General features: G+C 35.0%; 18 protein-coding genes and 1 tRNA gene. 2 read left to right on the top strand and 17 right to left on the bottom strand.

Annotation, left to right across the window (positions count from 1 at the left end):
* Window positions 1-63 precede the first annotated feature (63 nt).
* The 17 genes from BIW12_RS09745 to mraZ form a co-directional block, all read right to left on the bottom strand.
* Complete coding sequence (locus BIW12_RS09745; protein WP_071186292.1) at window positions 64-882, bottom strand: zinc-dependent peptidase; 819 nt, start codon at window positions 880-882, stop codon at window positions 64-66.
* Between the two features lie 228 nt (window positions 883-1,110).
* Window positions 1,111-1,359: a GIY-YIG nuclease family protein gene (locus BIW12_RS09740; protein ID WP_071184943.1), complete on the bottom strand. Its 249-nt coding sequence runs from the start codon at window positions 1,357-1,359 to the stop codon at window positions 1,111-1,113.
* Window positions 1,360-1,467: 108 nt separating this feature from the next.
* A tRNA-Arg gene (locus BIW12_RS09735) sits at window positions 1,468-1,541 on the bottom strand.
* A gap of 23 nt (window positions 1,542-1,564) precedes the next feature.
* Window positions 1,565-2,014, bottom strand: a complete 450-nt coding sequence (locus tag BIW12_RS09730; protein ID WP_071184942.1) for a GatB/YqeY domain-containing protein — start codon at window positions 2,012-2,014, stop codon at window positions 1,565-1,567.
* 176 nt (window positions 2,015-2,190) lie between these two features.
* Complete coding sequence (gene ftsZ / locus BIW12_RS09725; RefSeq protein ID WP_071184941.1) at window positions 2,191-4,155, bottom strand: cell division protein FtsZ; 1,965 nt, start codon at window positions 4,153-4,155, stop codon at window positions 2,191-2,193.
* 55 nt (window positions 4,156-4,210) lie between these two features.
* A complete protein-coding gene (ftsA, locus tag BIW12_RS09720) occupies window positions 4,211-5,596 on the bottom strand; it encodes a cell division protein FtsA (RefSeq protein ID WP_071184940.1) in 1,386 nt (461 codons plus the stop codon).
* 6 nt (window positions 5,597-5,602) lie between these two features.
* On the bottom strand, window positions 5,603-6,328 hold the full coding sequence (locus BIW12_RS09715; protein ID WP_071184939.1) for a cell division protein FtsQ/DivIB: 726 nt from the start codon (window positions 6,326-6,328) through the stop codon (window positions 5,603-5,605).
* The gene (gene murC / locus BIW12_RS09710) at window positions 6,312-7,667 is read right to left on the bottom strand and encodes a UDP-N-acetylmuramate--L-alanine ligase (RefSeq protein ID WP_071186290.1); all 1,356 of its coding nucleotides are present in this window, start codon (window positions 7,665-7,667) and stop codon (window positions 6,312-6,314) included. Before murC ends, BIW12_RS09715 begins: the two co-directional genes overlap by 17 nt.
* Before the next feature lie 140 nt (window positions 7,668-7,807).
* The gene (gene murG, locus BIW12_RS09705; RefSeq protein WP_071184938.1) at window positions 7,808-8,896 is read right to left on the bottom strand and encodes an undecaprenyldiphospho-muramoylpentapeptide beta-N-acetylglucosaminyltransferase; all 1,089 of its coding nucleotides are present in this window, start codon (window positions 8,894-8,896) and stop codon (window positions 7,808-7,810) included.
* A gap of 10 nt (window positions 8,897-8,906) precedes the next feature.
* Entirely contained in the window at window positions 8,907-10,199 is a 1,293-nt protein-coding gene (locus BIW12_RS09700) for an FtsW/RodA/SpoVE family cell cycle protein (protein WP_071184937.1), read from the bottom strand.
* A gap of 102 nt (window positions 10,200-10,301) precedes the next feature.
* Window positions 10,302-11,633, bottom strand: coding sequence for a UDP-N-acetylmuramoyl-L-alanine--D-glutamate ligase (murD, locus tag BIW12_RS09695; protein ID WP_071184936.1), 1,332 nt, complete (start codon window positions 11,631-11,633; stop codon window positions 10,302-10,304).
* Between the two features lies 1 nt (window position 11,634).
* Entirely contained in the window at window positions 11,635-12,864 is a 1,230-nt protein-coding gene (gene mraY, locus BIW12_RS09690) for a phospho-N-acetylmuramoyl-pentapeptide-transferase (RefSeq protein ID WP_071184935.1), read from the bottom strand.
* Window positions 12,865-12,871: 7 nt separating this feature from the next.
* A complete protein-coding gene (locus BIW12_RS09685) occupies window positions 12,872-14,338 on the bottom strand; it encodes a UDP-N-acetylmuramoyl-L-alanyl-D-glutamate--2,6-diaminopimelate ligase (protein WP_071186288.1) in 1,467 nt (488 codons plus the stop codon).
* Window positions 14,339-14,381: 43 nt separating this feature from the next.
* A complete protein-coding gene (locus BIW12_RS09680; protein ID WP_071184934.1) occupies window positions 14,382-16,385 on the bottom strand; it encodes a penicillin-binding protein in 2,004 nt (667 codons plus the stop codon).
* A complete protein-coding gene (locus tag BIW12_RS09675; protein WP_071184933.1) occupies window positions 16,376-16,723 on the bottom strand; it encodes an FtsL-like putative cell division protein in 348 nt (115 codons plus the stop codon). The genes BIW12_RS09680 and BIW12_RS09675 overlap by 10 nt, the downstream gene beginning before the upstream one ends.
* Window positions 16,724-16,782: 59 nt before the next feature.
* Window positions 16,783-17,691: a 16S rRNA (cytosine(1402)-N(4))-methyltransferase RsmH gene (gene rsmH / locus BIW12_RS09670; protein ID WP_198033412.1), complete on the bottom strand. Its 909-nt coding sequence runs from the start codon at window positions 17,689-17,691 to the stop codon at window positions 16,783-16,785.
* Window positions 17,666-18,136, bottom strand: coding sequence for a division/cell wall cluster transcriptional repressor MraZ (gene mraZ / locus BIW12_RS09665; protein ID WP_071184932.1), 471 nt, complete (start codon window positions 18,134-18,136; stop codon window positions 17,666-17,668). Before mraZ ends, rsmH begins: the two co-directional genes overlap by 26 nt.
* 380 nt (window positions 18,137-18,516) lie before the next feature.
* Between mraZ and BIW12_RS09660 the strand changes: the two genes are divergently transcribed.
* Together BIW12_RS09660 and yihA are read left to right on the top strand one after the other, a co-directional pair.
* Window positions 18,517-19,296 (top strand): alpha/beta fold hydrolase, encoded by a 780-nt coding sequence (locus tag BIW12_RS09660; RefSeq protein WP_071184931.1) that lies wholly within the window; start codon window positions 18,517-18,519, stop codon window positions 19,294-19,296.
* 26 nt (window positions 19,297-19,322) lie between these two features.
* Window positions 19,323-19,946, top strand: a complete 624-nt coding sequence (gene yihA, locus BIW12_RS09655) for a ribosome biogenesis GTP-binding protein YihA/YsxC (RefSeq protein ID WP_071184930.1) — start codon at window positions 19,323-19,325, stop codon at window positions 19,944-19,946.
* Window positions 19,947-19,962: the final 16 nt, after the last annotated feature.

Genomic DNA, 19,962 nt, shown 5'->3' with positions numbered 1-19,962 from the left:
GCTCTAAGTATTAGTTAATCGATTACTCAAAATAAATAACTTACAAAAAAATCACCAACAACTCTAAAAAGAATCTTCAACTAAATACTCTTTAAAATTAAGCATATTGTTAACAATGACAAACAACTCCGGATGTTCCTTTCTAAATTGCTTCGGAGTTTCAAAAAAATGCTCCAAAATTACTGCTAGAAATTCGAATTGATTTTGATAAGCATACAATCTGAAATAGCCTTTAGAACGCAATTCGGCATTTAATTCCGCATCAGTGTAATACCTTGTCACTTTATTAAATTCATCAAAAAAAACGGCTGCGCTGGAATCATTACTTTTCATACAATGAAAATGCAAGGCATGAGCAAATTCATGAAGACCTAAATTAATATTATCATTGGTAGTCTGATGACCTAAAATATAATCTTCCCAGGAAAAAACAATCGACTTCATTCTGGGATTGAACTCGCCTTTATGGTAAGCATCGTTTGAAGACGAATAATAACTTGACGGATAAATAATAATTCTCGTAAATAAAGTAATTAGGTATTTCCGCAGACCAAAAGTCAGCATCACATAAGTTCCCGCTATGAGTATTTGCATCGTTTCGGTAATCACTATATCCTTACCTATAAACTCATATTTACGCACAAACTCTTTAACACGATGCTCAAAATAGCGCTTTTTTTTTGGAGTAAGCCGATTATAAAAAAGGAAATTCGTTTTTAAAATTTCTTTTTGCTCATTATTCAGCTTTTTAGAAAAAGGGTAAATATGTAAAAACAAAGGTTTCTTAAAGAAGAAAACATAAATAGGTTCAATAATTCGAAACACGATCAAGAGAAGAGCTAATATCCCAAAAACAAGAATGATAAAAAATTGAAATACCATAGTTAGCTCCATCAAAAAGATTTTAAATTCAATACAATTTAAAATAAAAAGCTTCAAAAACAATCAAATTATCCTGATTATTTTTGAAGCTATAAAAAAAGTGACCGCGGCAGGGTTCCCTGCCCGACCGGCAGGCGGGGAACCTGCAACCCTCAGAGCCGAAATCTGATATTCACTGCCTATAGGCAGACAGGTATTCAGTTGACTAACAAAACTAAATCCAACTGGTCATTTCTTTTGTAATTTCTCTTTCAAAAAAGCCCTTCCACTTCCTGTCTTAAAATATTTTTCACGCTCTAATACTTCTTCTCTTGTTTCATAAACCTCAAAATAAACTAATCTCCAAGGTTTATATCCTTTTGTAGATTTTGTTTTTCCTAAATTATGTTCTTTTATACGTTTATCAATATCAGATGTCTGACCTTTATATAACCTCCCATGAATTTCACTTTCCAAAACATATACATAATATTTCATAGTTTACTGAAAATTGATTTTTACTATAGATTGACTTTTTCTATTTTAAAACAAAAAGCTTCAAAAACAATCAAATTATCCTGATTATTTTTGAAGCTACAAAAAAAGTGACCGCGGCAGGGTTCGAACCTGCAACCCTCAGAGCCGAAATCTGATATTCTATCCAGTTGAACTACGCAGCCAAATTTATTTTAGATTTATGATTTTAGACTAATAATTTTTTTACTATAGTAGAAATCGTTTTGCCTTCGGCAGTCCCTCCTAATTGAGCAGAAGCTAATCCCATTACTTTACCCATAGATGCAATTCCAGATGCTCCAGTTTCAGCAATAATTTTAGCAATTACAGCCTCAATTTCAGCTTCACTCAATTGAGCCGGTAAAAACTTTTCGATTACAGCTACCTGAGCTAATTCAGGTTCAGCCAAATCAGCACGATTTTGTTCAGTAAAAATTCTTGCGCTTTCTTTACGGGTTTTCACCAAACGTTGCAATAATTTAATTTCTTCTTCTTCTGAAATTTCTTCTTTAGAACCAGAAGCCGTTTGAGCTAAAAGCAATTCTGATTTTATTGCTCTTAATGATTCTAAAGCTACTGTATCTTTAGCTTTCATGGCGGTTTTCATCTCATCCATGATTTTTACTGATAAACTCATTTGTCTATTTTATTAATAAGCAATACTGCTAGTTTGATATTTAATTGAAATCGAATTTGATAAGATAAAACAGCTTTAAGAAGCATTCTCTTTGACCCAAACTCCGTGCGAAGGTAAAAAAAATAACCCGAAAATTAAATGCAATTTTCGGGTTATTATCTATTAAATTAAGTTCACTAATCTACATTATCATGCAAATAAGAATTATTAGAACGCAATTGTAAATCGTTATTACTATCTGTTCCAACAGAGATTCTTGAGTTAGCATTATTCATTTGATTATTCGAAATATCGATACCTAATCTTTTGTAAGCTGGTTCTTTTTCGTACTCATCAATCTTAGAAACGTTATTATGAAACTTATAATTAAACTCTTTTAATTTCTTTCTTCTTTCGTCAGCTCTTAAACGTAAAGTTTCTTCAATTGTCATTTCGATAGGAGAAATATCTTCTGCATTAGAAAAATCTTCCGGAGCTAATTCTACTTTTTTCATTGTAATATTCAACTCCTCAGGAATTACTTCTTCCACCACTTTTGCAACTGGTTTAGCTAATTCGTTCTCAGCTTCCATGTACTCTTCCAAAGAATATTTGATAACCCCGTTATCAGACAATTCTGTTACAGATACAAATTGAACCGCTTGGTTTACTTTGATTTCTTTAGTTTCATTTGTCAATTCGAATAAGATTTTTTCTTCTTTTTCCTGAACTGGCTCGGCTTTAAAAAGAGGCAAATCAAATGAAATAGAAGTTTGTTCTTGCTTTTCGATTGCTTTTGGTTGTTCAACAATTGGCTGAACTGCTTGTCTTACTTCTTCTACTTTTGGTGCAGAAAATGTAAACTCTTCTTCTTTTATAGGAGAAACAATTTCGAAAGTAACATCTATATTTTTAATAAATTCAGATATCGCCATCAATTCTTCGTTTCCCTCAACCGGAACAACAGGAGCTGGAGCAACAACAGCAACTACTTCTTCTTCCTCTTCGTCAACTAAATCGAAAACTACACGCTCTTCAGCTGTATTAGTTACCGGTTTATCAGTACTTAAATCAAAACTAGCAACAGGAGTACTACTTAAATTGTGAACAATTTTTTGCTCATCCTCTAAACTGTGAATGATTTTTTTAGGCTCTGTATTTACAATTCCGTTTTGTTGTTCAATATCAAATCCAGTAGCAATGATCGTTACAGCAACTGCATCACCTAATGATTCATCTTCACCAACTCCCATGATGATATTAGCATTATAACCCGCTTCACTTTGAATGTGGTCATTGATTTCACCAATTTCATCTAAGGTAATTTCATTAGATCCAGAAACGATGAGCAACAATACGTTTTTGGCTCCTGTAATTTTATTATCATTTAATAATGGAGAATCTAAAGCAGCAATAATAGCTTCTTTAGCTCTGTTTTCTCCTGAAGCAACAGACGAACCCATGATAGCCGTTCCACTATTAGCTAATACGGTTTTAGCATCACGTAAATCGATATTTTGAGTATAGTGATGTGTAATTACTTCGGCAATTCCTCTTGAGGCTGTTGCCAAAACTTCATCGGCTTTTGAGAATCCTGCTTTGAAACCAAGATTTCCATACACTTCTCTTAATTTGTTATTATTGATAACAATTAAAGAATCAACTTGTTTACGTAATTTTTCAATTCCAATAAGTGCTTGTTCCTGACGCACCTTTCCTTCAAAAGTAAACGGCAAGGTTACAATACCCACGGTAAGAATCTCTCTTTCTTTAGCCAGTTGAGCAATTACAGGCGCAGCACCAGTTCCGGTACCTCCACCCATTCCGGCTGTGATAAAAACCATCTTAGTTCCGCGATCCAACATCTTTTCGATATCGGCAATACTTTCTATAGCCGATTGTTGTCCTACGTCTGGATTAGCTCCGGCACCAAGACCTTCAGTCAGGTTCACACCCAATTGAATTTTATTAGGAACACCACTATTTTGCAGTGCTTGTGAATCAGTGTTACACACAATGAAATCAACTCCTTTGATTCCTTGCTTGAACATGTGGTTGATAGCATTACTTCCGCCTCCACCTACACCTATTACTTTGATTACATTTGATTGATTTTTTGGTAAATCAAATGAAATACTTCCAAATTCTGAGTTGCTCGTCATAATATTTGGTTTTTGATATTTATATATTTTTTGTGCTTTATTCTCTTCTATCTTACTACTCTGCGTTATCTAAAAAGTCTTTAATCTTATCAACATAACGATCAAAGAAAGATCGCTTAATCTTTTCTCCTGTTGACTCTTCATTTTTAGAATAAACCGGTACTTGCGTTTGTACCTCTTCTACTTCCGGTTCAAATCGCTCTACCGTTTCCACAACCGGCTCACGATAATAAACAGTTCTTTGAGGAACTACTTCTTCTTTTCTTATCGCACTCTGCGTATTATTACAAATACTATTCATTACTAATCCAACTGCAGTTGCATACAATGGACTAGAAAACTCTTCGTCTGAATTACCTGCTAAATGCTCATTAGGATATCCAATTCTGGTGTCCATTCCTGTAATGTATTCTACTAATTGTTTGATGTGTTTCAATTGAGCACCACCACCAGTAAGTACAATTCCAGCAATTAGTTTTTTTCTTGGATCTTCGTGACCATAAGCTTTTACTTCTGTAAAAACCTGCTCAATTATTTCCACCACACGGGCGTGAATAATCTTGGACAAGTTTTTCAACGAAATCTCTTTTGGCTCTCTTCCTCTTAATCCCGGAATAGAAACAATCTCGTTGTCTTTATTTTCTCCTGGCCAAGCTGAACCAAATTTAACTTTCAACAATTCAGCCTGTTTTTCTATAATAGAACAGCCTTCTTTGATATCATCAGTAATTACATTTCCTCCAAAAGGAATTACTGCGGTATGACGAATAATTCCATCTTTAAAAATGGCCAAATCAGTTGTTCCTCCACCGATGTCAATTAAGGCAACTCCAGCTTCTTTTTCTTCTTGGCTCAAAACCGCATCAGATGAAGCTAATGGCTCTAAAGTCAACCCTGACAATTCGATACCAGAACTTTGAATACAACGCCCTACGTTACGTATAGACGAAGCCTGACCTACTACAACATGGAAACTGGATTCTAGCCTTCCACCATACATCCCAATTGGTTCTTTTATTTCAGATTGTCCATCTATTTTAAATTCCTGAGGTAAAACGTGAATAATTTCTTCCCCTGGCAACATGGCCAATTTATTAACCTGATCAATTAGTAATTGAATGTCATTTCCACCAATTACTTCTTCCGGATTACTTCTGCTGATGTAATCGGTATGCTGAATACTACGGATGTGTTGTCCTGCAATCCCTACAACAACATCTTTAATTTTATAACCTGAATTTGTTTCCGCATCATTTATTGCTTGCTGAATAGATTGAATGGTTTGTGTAATATTATTAACCACTCCTCTAGCCACACCTAGACTTTTGGATTTTCCAACTCCCAAAATTTCTAACTTACCATACTCATTTTTCTTGCCTATCATGGCAACGATTTTGGTTGTCCCTATATCTAGACCTACTGCAATATTCTCTTTTTCCATTTTCTATTATTTAGTGCAAACTACTTGTTTTGTAAACCTGAGGTCAATCTTTTTATATTTATATAACGTACTATCTAAAACTGCTTTTTGAAAAAAGGCTTTATAATTTTTAAATTTCGTTTCAAAATTCATCATACTACCAAAATCAATCTGGTAATCGTAATTCCTATTGAACATTTTTAAGCTAGCATTAGGCATAATCTCTATAGCAATGATGTTTTTTTTCAAAAAATCATCCTCATAAATCACACGAAACAAACGAGCCAATTTTTCGTTACCCCCTCTATTTATATCCCCCGAAACAAGTGGAACTCTAGCTGTGAAATTATCCGATAGCGGCATCTTACCACCTTTATAATCAACATAAAAAGATTCTGAACCATTAATCACTCTAGCCACAGGAGTCTTTTGCTTTACAACCGCTTTCAGAACACCATCAATACTTACAAAAACATCTGATTCGTCAATCATCGCATTTGAATTCAGCTTTCCTTCCAGCTTATTCAAATCTAATTTATCTTTTTCAATAGCTAATGGGTCGCCCATATTTTCTATTAACAATTTATTAACCGTTTCTTCCTTGATAAAAAGATTGTTTTCTCCTACAAAAACAACAGCTATTTTTGCTAATTTTCGCTTTTCATTTCGCTTTGAAGTAAACGAAAAAAGAAAAACAACCAATCCTAACATTAGGATTAATCTGATGTTTGTCCAATTAAATATTTTTTTCATTTAAAGCGTTTTTAATTGCTCCCACCATTTCACCAATATCACCAGCTCCAATTGTAACCATAACCGGAGCATCACTTTTCAACATAGTTGCTATCAAATCTTCTTTTGAAACTAATTTTTTATTCTGATTTTCTATCAGAGACAACAACCAGTCCGAAGTTACTCCCTCCATAGGCAACTCACGTGCCGGATAAATATCCATCAATAACACTTCGTCAAACTGAGAAAGACTTTTTGCAAAATCATCTGCAAAATCTTTGGTTCTGCTAAAAAGATGCGGCTGAAAAACTGCCAATACTTTTTTGTTAGGATACAATTCCCTAACCGCCTGATGTACCGCATTTATCTCAGTAGGATGATGTGCATAATCATCAATATAAACCAGGTTTTCAGTTCTAATTTGATACGAAAAACGTCTTCTTATTCCTTGGAATGAAGCTAAGGCTTTTGCAATGGCATCGGTTGGGGTGCCGAAATTTACTGCCATTGCAAAAGCCATTAAAGCATTCATCAAATTATGTCTTCCTGGTAGTCCAAAACGAAAATCTTTTAAAACTCCAGCAGGTGTTTTAACATCAAAAACATAGTTTCCGTCTTCTATTCTAATATTAAAAGCATTGTAAACCGCTTCTTCCTCATTTACTCCAACAGTAATTCCTGAAAGTGGCAAATCAGTCGTAATAAACAATTTAGATTTATCCTCTACTTTATCTGCAAACTCAGTAAACGATTCTTTTATAGCATCGCTAGTTCCGTAAATATCCAAATGATCGGCATCCATTGAAGTCACACAGGCAATATTGGGATGCAAATGCAAAAACGAACGGTCAAATTCATCAGCTTCAACAACGGTTACGGTTTTCCCGCTTCCTATTAAATTCGAATTGTAATTCTCTACAATTCCGCCAATAAAAGCCGTAACATCTGCACCACTTTCATGTAAAATATGTCCCAAAATACTAGATGTAGTGGTTTTTCCGTGGGTTCCAGCCACTGCAAAACAAAAAGTATCCTTAGTAATAATTCCTAAAACTTCGGCTCTTTTTTTAACCTGATAATCACGCTCTAAAAAATAATTCCACTCGGAGTGGGTTCTTGGAACTGCTGGCGTAATTATCACCAAGGTATTTTCGACAAAATAATCCTTAGGTATTAAATTGATATCATCATCAAAATGAATAGCAATACCACTTTCGATTAGCTCATTAGTTAAAATCGTTGGTGTTTTGTCATAACCGGAAACCTGTTTCCCGATATACTTAAAATAGCGCGCCAAAGCACTCATACCAATACCACCGATACCGATAAAATAAACGTTATGTATTTGATTTAGATTCATTTTCAATGTCAATTTCAATAATGTTTCAATGTTAATTTCAATAACAATATCAATTGTCAAAAAATCAAAACTGAGTTACTATTGTGTTATTATTTTTATTTCTATTTTGCTATTGCCATTATTATTGACAATTATCATTGCTATTGTATCAATTTCACAATTTCGTCGGCAATTTGCTTTGTTGCTTCTGGCAACGCGAGTTCTTTTATATTCTCACTCAACTGCTTTTGTTTTTCCGGATCTTTCAACAAAGCTTCAAAAACCAAACTAAACTCGGTATCTAATTCAGATTCTTTGATTAAAAGCGCTCCTTTTTTATCGACAATGGCTTTTGCATTTTTTGTCTGATGATCTTCAGCTACATTAGGCGATGGAATAAAAATGACTGGTTTCCCCACAATACACAATTCCGATACCGAAGAAGCTCCAGCACGCGAAATAATAATATCGGCGGCAGCATAAACAAAATCCATTTTTTCAATAAAAGCAACCACCTGAACATTCTCCGAATTGTATTTTTTATAATCCTCGAAATACAACTTCCCACATTGCCAGATAATCTGAACGTCTTGAGCCTGTATATTTTTCAGTTCTTTTTCAATTAACTGATTGACTCTTCTGGCACCTAAACTTCCACCAAGAACTAAAAGCGTTTTTTTATTGGTATCCAATCTAAAATATTCAATTGCTGCTGCTCTTTTGCTTTCAATAGCAATCAAATCCTGACGAACAGGATTCCCTGTCAGAATCATTTTCTCTTTTGGAAAAAATCGTTCCAGATTTTCATAAGCCACACAAATAGCATTGGCTTTTTTACTCAACAATTTATTGGTAATTCCCGGAAATGAATTTTGCTCCTGAATCAATGTTGGAATACCAAGCATATTTGCCATTTGCAACAAAGGACCGCTTGCAAAACCACCTGTTCCTATAACCGCATCGGGCTTAAACTGTTTTATTATTTTTCTGGATTTCCACAAACTGCTAATTAATTTCAATGGAAACATAGCATTCTGTAGAGTCAATTTTCTTTGCAATCCGGCAATCCACAAACCTTTGATAGCATATCCTGCTTGCGGTACTTTTTGCATTTCCATCTTATCCTGAGCTCCTACAAATAGAAACTCCGCATCCGGAAATCGCGATTTTAATTCATTGGCAATTGCAATTGCAGGATAAATATGTCCCCCGGTTCCTCCGCCACTTAATATGAATTTATACTGTTTCATTGCTATCAATCTATTTATTTAAAACGGCATTCATTGGATTAGTCATTTTATCTTCTATCGAATAAGACTCTTTCTGTTGTTGCTCTTCGGCAGCTAATTCAGCATCAATCAGTCTTTGAAGCGCTTCTTCTCTTCTGGCAGCATCTTTTTGTTCTTGTTCTATTTCTTCTTCTTTTTTGGTTACACCAATGATGATTCCCAATGCGATACAAGTCATCCAGATAGAAGTTCCTCCACTACTTATTAACGGAAGCGTTTGTCCTGTAACAGGTAATAATTCTACAGCAACTGCCATATTAATCATCGCCTGAAAAATCATTGGAAAACCGAGCCCAATGACGACTAATTTTCCAAAAAGCGTATTGGCCTTATGCGAAGCAATTACAAATCGAAAAAGCAACAACAAATACAAACACAAAACCCCTAAACCACCAATCAATCCATATTCTTCAACGATAATGGCATAAATAAAATCGGAAGAAGATTGTGGTAAAAAGTTTTTCTGAACACTTTTCCCCGGACCTAATCCATATATTTTTCCAGATGCAATGGCAATTTTGGCTTTCTCTATTTGGTAATCATCTTCATCAGGCTTATTGGTACTAAAATTTTCAATTCGGCTTTCCCATGTTCTAACCCTGCTAAACAATTTAGCATCTGGAAAAGCTTTAGACAATACCCAGAAAAAACTAAGAAAAACTATTCCTGAACCTACAATAATTCCGATATATTTTATTGGATACCTCCCTATGAATACTAACATTACAACCATTGAAAAAATCAAAGCTGTGGTTGAAAAATTCGAAGGCAGGATTAACATTAGCGTAATAAAAACAGGCAACCAAAGTTCCTTTAAAGACTCTAAAAAGTCTATCGGCTCTGTTCTTGTTTTTGATAAATAACGTGCTACAAACACAAACAAAACCAAAGCTGCAAAGGCAGAAGGCTGAAATGACAAACCTACAAACGGAATTTGGAGCCATCTACTTGCATTGGCTCCGCCTATCACTGTTCCTTTTATCATTGTAATCCCTAAAACCACCCAAACTACAGGTAGTAACAATTTAGAAATAGACCGGAAATAATGATACGGAACATTGTGTACCGCATAAATAATTGCAAAACCACAACAAATATGTATCAGATGTTTTAATAAATACCCTAAGGTATTTCCTGTTCCATGACCCAAATAAGCCAGGTTACTACTGGCACTAAAAACAGGCATAAAGGAAAACAGGGCCAATAAGGCCACAAATGACCAAATCCCTTTGTCCCCTTTTAAACTGCTAATTAGTTGTTTCATCGTTTTTAAGTTATGGGTTGTGAGTTATAAGTTATGGTGCATGGGTTCTGAATTTTGAAACATATACACTTCCAGCTTCCATCTCCTAACTTCTAGCTTTTTTTACAAATTATGCACCGCATCTTTAAATTGTCTTCCTCTGTCTTCGTAGTTTTCAAACAAGTCAAAACTAGCGCAGGCTGGCGACAATAAAACAGTATCTCCTTTTTCTGAAATGTGTTGTGCCATTCTTACGGCTTCGGTCATCGTGCCTACTTCAACCATTACATCCACCACATTACCAAAAGCATCAATAATTTTTCTATTCTCAACTCCCAAACAAATAATAGCTTTTACTTTCTCGCGAACCAATGCCATCAATTCGTTATAATCATTTCCTTTATCAACACCTCCAACGATCCATACTGTTGGTGTATTCATACTGTCTAAAGCAAAAAAAGTAGCGTTTACGTTAGTTGCTTTCGAATCGTTGATGTATTGCACATTTTGGATTTTCAATACTTTCTCAAGACGGTGTTCTACACCCTGAAAATTTGATAAACTTTCGCGAATTGTTGCTTTTCTAATTTGCATCAATTTAGCTACAGAAGTTGCTGCCATGGCGTTTTTAAAATTATGTTTTCCCTCCAAGGCAATTGCTGCTGTTTCCATTTGAAATTCCTCTTGATTGATTATTGCTTCCATTTTGTTATTTTTTATAAAGACTCCTTCTTCAAATGTTTTTGTCAATGAGAAAGGAATTAATTTTGCTCTTGTTTTGTTCTTTTGTAACCATTCTGAAATTGCTTCGTCATCTGCATCATAAATGAGATAATCCTCTTCGGTCTGGTTCATTGTTATTCTAAATTTCGAATCAATATAATTCTCATATTTATAATCGTATCGGTCTAAATGATCCGGACTAATATTGGTTATAATGGCTATATGCGGCTTATAATTTATGATTCCGTCCAACTGAAAACTACTCAACTCCAGCACGTAACTATCGTACTTATCTTCGGCAACCTGTTCAGCAAAGCTTTTCCCGATATTCCCTGCCAGTCCTACATTCAATCCCGCTGATTTTAGCAAATGATAGGTTAACATCGTAGTAGTTGTCTTCCCGTTACTTCCTGTTATTCCTATCGTAATTGCTTTAGTAAAAGGAGCAGCAAATTCGATTTCAGAAATTACTGGTATTCCTTTTTCGACCAGCTTTTTTACTATGGGTGCTTTCTCAGGAATCCCCGGGCTTTTCATCACCACATCGGCATTCAGAATAAGGGATTCTGTATGTTTTTCATCTTCCCAATCAATACCATTTTTTATAAGAACTTCTTTGTAATTTTCTTTTATCTTTCCAAAATCAGACACAAAAACATCGTATCCTTTTTCTTTTCCAAGGATTGCTGTTCCAACCCCGCTTTCGCCTCCGCCTAATACTACTAATCTCATCTTATCTTAGTTTTAAGGTAACAATGGAAAGTATCGCCAGCATGATGGCCACAATCCAAAATCGGGTAACAATCTTACTTTCGTGATAACCTTTCTTTTGATAATGATGATGCAATGGCGACATCAGAAAAATTCTTCGGCCTTCGCCAAAACGTTTCTTGGTATATTTAAAATAACTCACCTGTAAAACCACTGAGAAATTTTCTACAAGGAATATTCCGCATAATAATGGAATCAATAATTCTTTTCGAACAGCAATTGCTAATACCGCGATAATTCCTCCTATAGTTAAACTTCCTGTATCTCCCATAAAAACCGAAGCCGGATAGGAATTGTACCATAAAAATCCGATGAGTGCCCCAACAAAAGCAGCAATAAAAACCGTCATTTCTCCCGAATTAGGGATATACATAATGTTGAGATAATTAGAGAAAATAATATTTCCCGAAACGAATGTAAAAATGGCGAGTGCCAGTACCGAAATAGCGGAAGTCCCTGCCGCTAGTCCGTCGATACCGTCAGTTAAATTAGCACCGTTAGAAACCGCCGTGATAATAAAAATTACTACCGGAATAAAAACCAACCAAGCCCATTTTTCATAACCTTCGCCTGTCCATGCCAAAACTTCAGCATAATCAAACTCATTATTTTTGAAAAAAGGAATTGTTGTTGCTGTAGATTTTTCCTCAATACCGGCTGGCACTATAACGGCTGCAGTTGTTTGCTTAAAAACATCGGTTTTTCCGGTATCAGTTCGAACGGTTACTTGTGGATTAAAATACAACACACTTCCCACAATCAAACCTAATCCAACCTGACCAAAAACCTTAAAAATTCCTTTTAATCCTTGTTTGTCTTTTTTGAAAATCTTGATATAATCGTCTACAAAACCAATTGTTCCCATCCATAAGGTAGTCACAATCAACAAAACGATATATATATTATGCAATTTGGCAAACAACAAAACAGGAATTAAGGTTGCAAAAATGATAATCAATCCTCCCATAGTAGGAGTTCCTGCTTTCTCATTCTGCCCTTGCAAACCGAGTTCTCTAATAGTCTCGCCTACTTGCTGTTTTTGTAAAAAGCGAATGACTCTTTTTCCATAAATTGTTGACAACAACAACGAAAGAATAAAAGCTAATGCCGATCTAAAAGTGATGTATTGAAAAACTCCTGTTCCAGAAATATTCAATGTTTTGTTGAAATAATCAAATAAATAATACAGCATAATTTCACTATTTATGTAGTTCTTCTAAAATTCCCTTAACAATCTCCATATCATCAAAATGAGTACGAATACCCTTGATTTCCTGATAGGTTTCATGTCCTTTTCCTGCAATTAAAATAATATCATTGGGCTGAGCCAATTGGCAAGCAATTTTTATAGCTTGTTTTCGATCGGTTACAGCAAAAACTTTTTTATGATTTTGTGGTGGGACTCCCGCTTCCATTTCTCCAATAATCACTTCCGGGTCTTCGTCCCTTGGATTATCAGATGTTAAAATGGTTTTGTTACTCAATTCAGATGCAATTTCAGCCATAATTGGTCGCTTCGCCTTGTCTCTGTTTCCTCCACAACCTACAATAGTTATCAGTTGTTCGTTCTTAGTACGCACTTCATTGATGGTTTTCAACACGTTTTCTAAAGCATCAGGAGTATGTGCATAATCCACAATAGCAGTAACATTAGAATCAGAAACAATGTATTGGAATCTTCCGGAAACACTTTCCAATTCGGACAACAAACGAAGTGTTTCCAAGTTATCCAAACCTAATTCGATAGCAGTTGCATAAATTGCCAACAAATTATAAGCATTAAAAACACCTATCAGTTTTACCCAAACTTCGTTGCCATCAATTTTAAGCAACAAACCTGACAATAAATTCTCTAAAATTTGAGCCTTATAATCAGCATAGGATTTCAGTGCATAAGTACGTTTTTTAGCTAGCGTATTTTGCATCATCACCGCTCCATTCTTATCGTCAATGTTCGAAATAGCAAAAGCAGTTTTTGGTAAATTGTCAAAAAACGATTTTTTAACATCTCTATATTCTGCAAAAGTCGGATGATAATCTAAATGGTCATGTGATAAATTAGTAAAAACACCTCCTGTAAAATGTAATGCCTCGGTGCGTTTTTGGTGAATTCCATGGGAGCTCACTTCCATAAAACAATACTCAATACCGGCGTTGACCATTTCATTCAAAAAATGATTGATCGTAATAGAATCAGGTGTGGTGTGCGTAGCTTTAAATTCCACATCATCGACCAATATTTTTACTGTAGAAAGCAAGCCCACTTTGAATCCTGCTTTTTTAAATAATTGATATAATAAAGAAGCAATAGTTGTCTTGCCATTAGTTCCCGTAATTCCAACTAATTTTAATTTTTCGGATGGATTTCCAAAATAATTAGCAGCCATAAAAGCTAATGCCTTATTGGTATCGTTTACCTGAACATAAGTAACCTCACTAGCAAATTGCTCCGGAAAAGCATCACATATAATTGCTTTAGCTCCTAAATCGATTGCTTTTTGAATATAATCATGACCATCGGAAATAGAACCACGAATAGCAACAAACACATCATTGGCTCCGATTTTTCTGGAATCAAAATCCAATTTCCCGATAACAACATCTGTCGATCCGTGAACCGCTTCGATTGCTACTTTATATAATATGTCTTTTAATAATTTACTCATATCTTTCATTTTTCACTCTCTTTGATGAAGAGCTTAGTTGAGGCTACAATAATTCTAAAGTTATGGTAGTGTTTTTTATAATATTTTGTCCTGCCTGTAACGATTGCTTTTTAACCTTTCCCATTCCACTGGTTCTCACTTTCATTCCTAAATTTTCCAGCAAAGCAATGGCATCCATTCCCGGCATCCCTTTAACATTAGGAATTAATTGCTGATTCTTTTGGAGTTTAGCATAATATTCGTTGTAATTTTTCTCCTGTTTTGGAATCTTTCTATCCAGTTTTTTGATTTCATTTGTCGAAGGTACTTCGGTGAAAATCTTTTGGGCTATTCGTTTAAAAACAGGACCTGCCACATCGGCACCATAATAATTATTATTGGATGTATTAGGCTTATGAACCACTACAATACAAGAATATTTAGGATGATCCGCTGGAAAATACCCCACAAAAGAAGAGGCATAATACAAGCCTGAACCGTCACGTTTTCCGTAATTTACCTGAGCTGTTCCGGTTTTTCCTGCCATAGAAAAATCCTTAGAATATAATTTTGAACCTGTTCCTCGTTTAACTACATTTTTCAAAACAGCTCTTACTTTTAAAAGTGTTTCTCGCGAACAAATTTTAGGATTAATAACCTCCGGCTCCATTTTTTTGATGGTTCTGTTCCATTCTTTAATTTCAGAAACAAATTGTGGTTTTACCATCACTCCATTATTAGCCACCGCATTATAATAAGCTAAGGTTTGCATTGGCGTAACCGAAACCCCGTATCCAAAAGCCATCCAAGGCAATGAAATATTAGACCAATTTTTATCCGTAGGTTGTGGGATAAACGGACGTCCTTCTCCTTTAAAATCCATATTCAATCGTTTATTCAATCCATAAGAATTCACTCGATTGACAAACTTGGACGGATTGTTTTTATAATTATCATATACTGCCTGAACCAAAACGGTGTTTGAAGATAATTCGAAACCTCTTCCTAAAGAAATTTTCCCATAACCTCCTTTATGAGAATCCCTCACTGCCTTACCCGAGTACCTTATTTCTCCTCCTTTGGTATCATAAACCGTACTGGTATCGGCAACTTTATCTTCCAGAATAGTCATTAAATCAACTAATTTAAAAGTAGAACCCGGTTCATGCGATTCGGCTACTGCGTAATTAGTTGTTTCATAATAGGTTCCATCGCTAGCTCTTCCTAAATTAGAAATAGCTTTTACCTGCCCCGTATGCGATTCCATCACCACCACGCAACCATGATCGGCCTGATAATCTTCTAATTGTTTCAATAAAGCGTGGTGTGCAATATCCTGAATGTAAACATCTATTGTAGAAATCACATCGTAGCCATCCTGAGGGTCAACCTCATTCAAATCTCTGATAGGTTTCCATTGTCCTTTAGCAATTTTTTGCTTCAGAATTTTTCCATCTTTACCATTCAAATAATCTCTGTAAGCCCATTCAATTCCTTTTCCATCCGAATGTCCTACCTGGTATTTTCTTTCGTACCCAATGGTTCTTTCGGCAATTTTACCAATAGGATGCTCGCGTACTGTTTTTTGTTCGATTATAATTCCGCCTTTATAAGCCCCTAATTCAAATAAAGGAAAACTCTTTATTTTCATATAATCGGTATAACTTAGATCCCTGGCAACTAAATAATAACGATTATTATTAGCTCTTGCTTTTCTGAGTTCATTTTGATAAAAACCTGCTGATTTCCCTAAAACAGTAGCTAATGAATCGGCCAAAGCATTCACATTTTGCTCGAAAGCTTCTTTTTTTGGAGCCAAAGCATCAAAGCGGATAATGTATTTTGGGATTGAAGTAGCCAACAAACTTCCATCGGCAGAATAAATATTTCCTTTATTAGCAGGAATAACAAAATTTCGAACCGTTCTTTCCTTTGCTAATTCTCTATAATACTCTCCTTCGACCCATTGAATATTAGTCAACTTAACAGCAATTCCTATTGCCATCAAAAAGATAGCACAAGCAACCAGATAGATTCGGTACGATATGTGTTTATCATCTACTGCCATAATTTCTTAAGGAAACTTTTTTCTTCTTCTTTCTTCACTTTTATCTTTACCGGAGGTACTGTAGATGGGAAAATTTCTTTTTCTACCATCTTTTCAGAAACGGTTGACTCCATTCGTAACTTCATTAATTCCGAACGTCTGTCAACAAATTCTGAGCGCAATTCTTTTACTTCTGAAGTTAATTCAGCTATTTTAAATACTTTTTGTTCGTATCGCTGTGTATTTGCAATCATAATTATTGCCAGAACAATCAAAAAAACAATAAAACGCCAATTTTTTATCGCATCATCATCGATTAAAAACCTTGCTTTTAACAGATTATAAATACTCGTTTTCATATTTTCCTCTCCCCAACCCTCTCCAAAGAAGAGGGAGACTGGGTGTTAATTTGTTATCTTTATTTTTTTTCGGCAATTCTTAACTTGGCACTTCTTGCTCTGTTATTCACTTTAATCTCTTCGTTTTCAGGAACAATTAATTTTCCAATAGTTTTAAACGGAACCGAAAAATTGCCAAAAAAATCACGTTCAGGTTCTCCTTCAAACATGCCGTTTTTTATAAATCTTTTCACCAAACGGTCTTCTAAAGAATGATACGAAATCACACTTAATCGTCCTCCCGGATTCAAAATTTCTAATGATTGTTCTAAAAATTCTTTTAAAACATCCATCTCCTGATTCACCTCAATTCGAATCGCCTGATAAATTTGAGCCAATACTTTATTTCGAACTCTTTCAGGTAAATATTTCGCCAAAACTTCTTTTAATTCATCAGTAGTTTTTATTGGTCTGTGCACTCTGGCTTCAATAATGGTTCTTGATAAAGCAGGTGCATTTTTCAATTCACCATAATCATAAAAAACCCTTCTTAAATTAGCATCATCATACTCATTAACTACTTTATAAGCATTAAGATCGTTTTTTTGACTCATTCTCATATCCAAACCTGCATCAAATCGGGTTGAAAATCCTCTTTCCGGCACATCAAACTGATGAGAAGAAACTCCTAAATCACCTAAAATCCCATCAACATTTCTCACACCATGAAAACGAAGGAATCGTTTTATATGTCTAAAATTTTCATTAATCAATACAAATCGCTCATCAGGTAGTGCATTAGCAAGTGCATCTTCATCCTGATCGAAGGCAAATAATTTCCCGTTAGGCCCTAATCGTCTTAATATCTCTTTCGAATGACCACCTCCACCAAAAGTCACATCTACATACACTCCGTCTGGCTTAATATTTAAACCATCTACTGTTTCTTTTAGCAAAACCGGATTATGATATTCCATCGTTGTTGTCATTTATATTACCCATTACCTCTTCAGCCAAATCTGCAAAATCAACTCCATCATCTATTGACTGCTCATACAAATCCTTATCCCAAATTTCCACAATATTCACCGCAGACGAAAAAACAACATCCTTAGTTATACTGGCAAAATTCACCAAATCCTTAGGCACTAATAAACGCCCCAAAGCATCAATCTCAACTACCTTGACACCAGCAGTAAACTTGCGGATAAAGTCGTTGTTCTTCTTAACAAATCGATTAAGCTTATTGATTTTTTGCATCATCAAATTCCATTCTTCCATTGGATACAACTCCAGACAAGGCTGAAACAAAGAACGCTTCAAAACAAAACCGTCCTGAAGAGAGGTCGCCAATTGCTTTTTCAAAGGAGCAGGTAACAAAACCCTCCCTTTAGCATCAACTTTACACTCATATGTTCCAACAATTGTATTCAAAAGAATAGCTTTAAATGATATAGAGCAAAAATATAAAAAATTTTACCACCTTTTACCACTTTCTACCACTTTGTTGATAAGTTTACCCACTTCAAACCAAAACCCTTTAATTTTTAGACAATCAGAACATTAGCCAAAAGAGCATTTCTTAACAAGAGCATAATTCAATTCGAAAAACCACTCTTAAAAACAATTTATTTCTTAAAGCATAAAAGCATTATAATCCCATAAAAAAACCATAGACATTCAACAACATAAACACAAAAACACACCTTCAACACTATAAAGACTTATAGATTATACTCAAAAAATGTTTTCAAAAATTCTTTTTAACTGATTATATCCTATATTTGTCGAAATTGAAATTCGCATCCAAAAGCATGGAAAAAAACTATAAAAAAGAAGGCAGATACAGCTATTATGAAGCAGGAGAAGGAACCCCAATTGTCATTTTACATGGCTTAATGGGAGGCCTAAGCAACTTTGATGGCGTAGCTCGTTACTTCTCTGACAAAGGATACAAAATTGTTATTCCGGACTTACCCATATACACTCAAAGCTTACTAAAAACTAACGTAAAAGCTTTTGCAAAATACGTAAAAGACTTTATTACCTTCAAAGGCTTTGACCGTGTAATACTTTTAGGAAATTCATTAGGAGGACACATCGCTTTGTACCACACTAAAATGTATCCTGAAAAAGTAGCCGGACTAGTAATAACAGGAAGCTCAGGACTTTATGAAAGCGCAATGGGCGATAGCTACCCAAAACGCGGTGACTATGAATACATCAAGAAAAAAGCGGAAGACGTATTTTATGACCCAAAAATTGCCACTCCGGAGTTAATTGACGAGGTTTACGCAACAGTAAACGACAGAATAAAATTAATCAAAACCTTAACCATTGCTAAAAGTGCCATTCGTCACAATATGGCTAAGGATTTACCTAAAATGCACGTTCAGACTTGTATCATTTGGGGAAAAAATGACAAAGTTACCCCTCCTGATGTAGCCCAAGAATTCAACAAATTATTACCTAATTCAACCTTGTACTGGATTGACCAATGCGGTCACGCAGCCATGATGGAACATCCTGATGAATTCAATAAATTACTTGAAGAATGGCTGACAAAAACTAATTTAAAAGCAGCTTCGGCATAAAACAGCTTTTTTTATATTAAAAAAACATGAAAATCAATACCGCCGAATTCGTAATTAGCAACTCAGACGTAAGCAAATGCCCTAAGGACTTTTTGCCCGAATATGCTTTTATAGGCAGGTCTAATGTAGGCAAGTCTTCATTAATAAATATGTTGACCAACCGACAAAAATTAGCCAAAACATCAGGAAGACCAGGAAAAACACAATTAATTAATCACTTTTTAATTAACAACAATTGGTTTCTGGTTGATTTACCCGGCTATGGTTATGCTAAGGTTTCAAAGAAAACCAAATCTGTTTTTCAACAATTCATTACTGATTATTTTGAAAAAAGACAGCAATTAGCCTGCGCATTTGTATTGATTGATATTCGCCATGAAGCACAAGCTATCGACATTGAATTTATGAATTATATGGGCGAAAGCGAAATTCCTTTCTGCATCATTTTCACCAAAGCCGATAAAATCAGTAAGGTAAAAATTGACTCTCATGTTGCAGCCTACAAAAAACAAATGTTTGCTAACCATTGGGCTGAAATGCCTCCTTATTTTGTAACCTCATCAACTGAAGGCACCGGCAAAGAAGAAGTCCTAAATTACATAGACGAAGTCAATCAGGAAATTTTCAAAAACAACAGTGGTGGATTTTAAATTCCAATCCCGATAG

Source organism: Flavobacterium commune (assembly GCF_001857965.1).
Lineage (GTDB): Bacteria > Bacteroidota > Bacteroidia > Flavobacteriales > Flavobacteriaceae > Flavobacterium > Flavobacterium commune.
The sequence above is the reverse complement of the archived record's forward strand: the minus strand, read 5'-3'. Positions and strand labels throughout refer to the sequence as shown.

Excerpts from the sequence above, each read along its gene's own strand:
- BIW12_RS09660 (WP_071184931.1), top strand. The coding sequence starts at position 18,517 with ATGGAAAAAAACTATAAAAAAGAAGGCAGATACAGCTATTATGAAGCA.
- murC (WP_071186290.1), bottom strand. The coding sequence starts at position 7,667 with ATGAATCTAAATCAAATACATAACGTTTATTTTATCGGTATCGGTGGT.
- murG (WP_071184938.1), bottom strand. The coding sequence starts at position 8,896 with ATGAAACAGTATAAATTCATATTAAGTGGCGGAGGAACCGGGGGACAT.
- BIW12_RS09680 (WP_071184934.1), bottom strand. The coding sequence starts at position 16,385 with ATGGCAGTAGATGATAAACACATATCGTACCGAATCTATCTGGTTGCT.
- murD (WP_071184936.1), bottom strand. The coding sequence starts at position 11,633 with ATGAGATTAGTAGTATTAGGCGGAGGCGAAAGCGGGGTTGGAACAGCA.
- yihA (WP_071184930.1), top strand. The coding sequence starts at position 19,323 with ATGAAAATCAATACCGCCGAATTCGTAATTAGCAACTCAGACGTAAGC.
- BIW12_RS09675 (WP_071184933.1), bottom strand. The coding sequence starts at position 16,723 with ATGAAAACGAGTATTTATAATCTGTTAAAAGCAAGGTTTTTAATCGAT.
- BIW12_RS09740 (WP_071184943.1), bottom strand. The coding sequence starts at position 1,359 with ATGAAATATTATGTATATGTTTTGGAAAGTGAAATTCATGGGAGGTTA.
- BIW12_RS09700 (WP_071184937.1), bottom strand. The coding sequence starts at position 10,199 with ATGAAACAACTAATTAGCAGTTTAAAAGGGGACAAAGGGATTTGGTCA.
- BIW12_RS09715 (WP_071184939.1), bottom strand. The coding sequence starts at position 6,328 with ATGAAAAAAATATTTAATTGGACAAACATCAGATTAATCCTAATGTTA.
- ftsA (WP_071184940.1), bottom strand. The coding sequence starts at position 5,596 with ATGGAAAAAGAGAATATTGCAGTAGGTCTAGATATAGGGACAACCAAA.
- BIW12_RS09685 (WP_071186288.1), bottom strand. The coding sequence starts at position 14,338 with ATGAGTAAATTATTAAAAGACATATTATATAAAGTAGCAATCGAAGCG.
- BIW12_RS09730 (WP_071184942.1), bottom strand. The coding sequence starts at position 2,014 with ATGAGTTTATCAGTAAAAATCATGGATGAGATGAAAACCGCCATGAAA.
- mraY (WP_071184935.1), bottom strand. The coding sequence starts at position 12,864 with ATGCTGTATTATTTATTTGATTATTTCAACAAAACATTGAATATTTCT.
- ftsZ (WP_071184941.1), bottom strand. The coding sequence starts at position 4,155 with ATGACGAGCAACTCAGAATTTGGAAGTATTTCATTTGATTTACCAAAA.
- rsmH (WP_198033412.1), bottom strand. The coding sequence starts at position 17,691 with ATGACAACAACGATGGAATATCATAATCCGGTTTTGCTAAAAGAAACA.
- BIW12_RS09745 (WP_071186292.1), bottom strand. The coding sequence starts at position 882 with ATGGTATTTCAATTTTTTATCATTCTTGTTTTTGGGATATTAGCTCTT.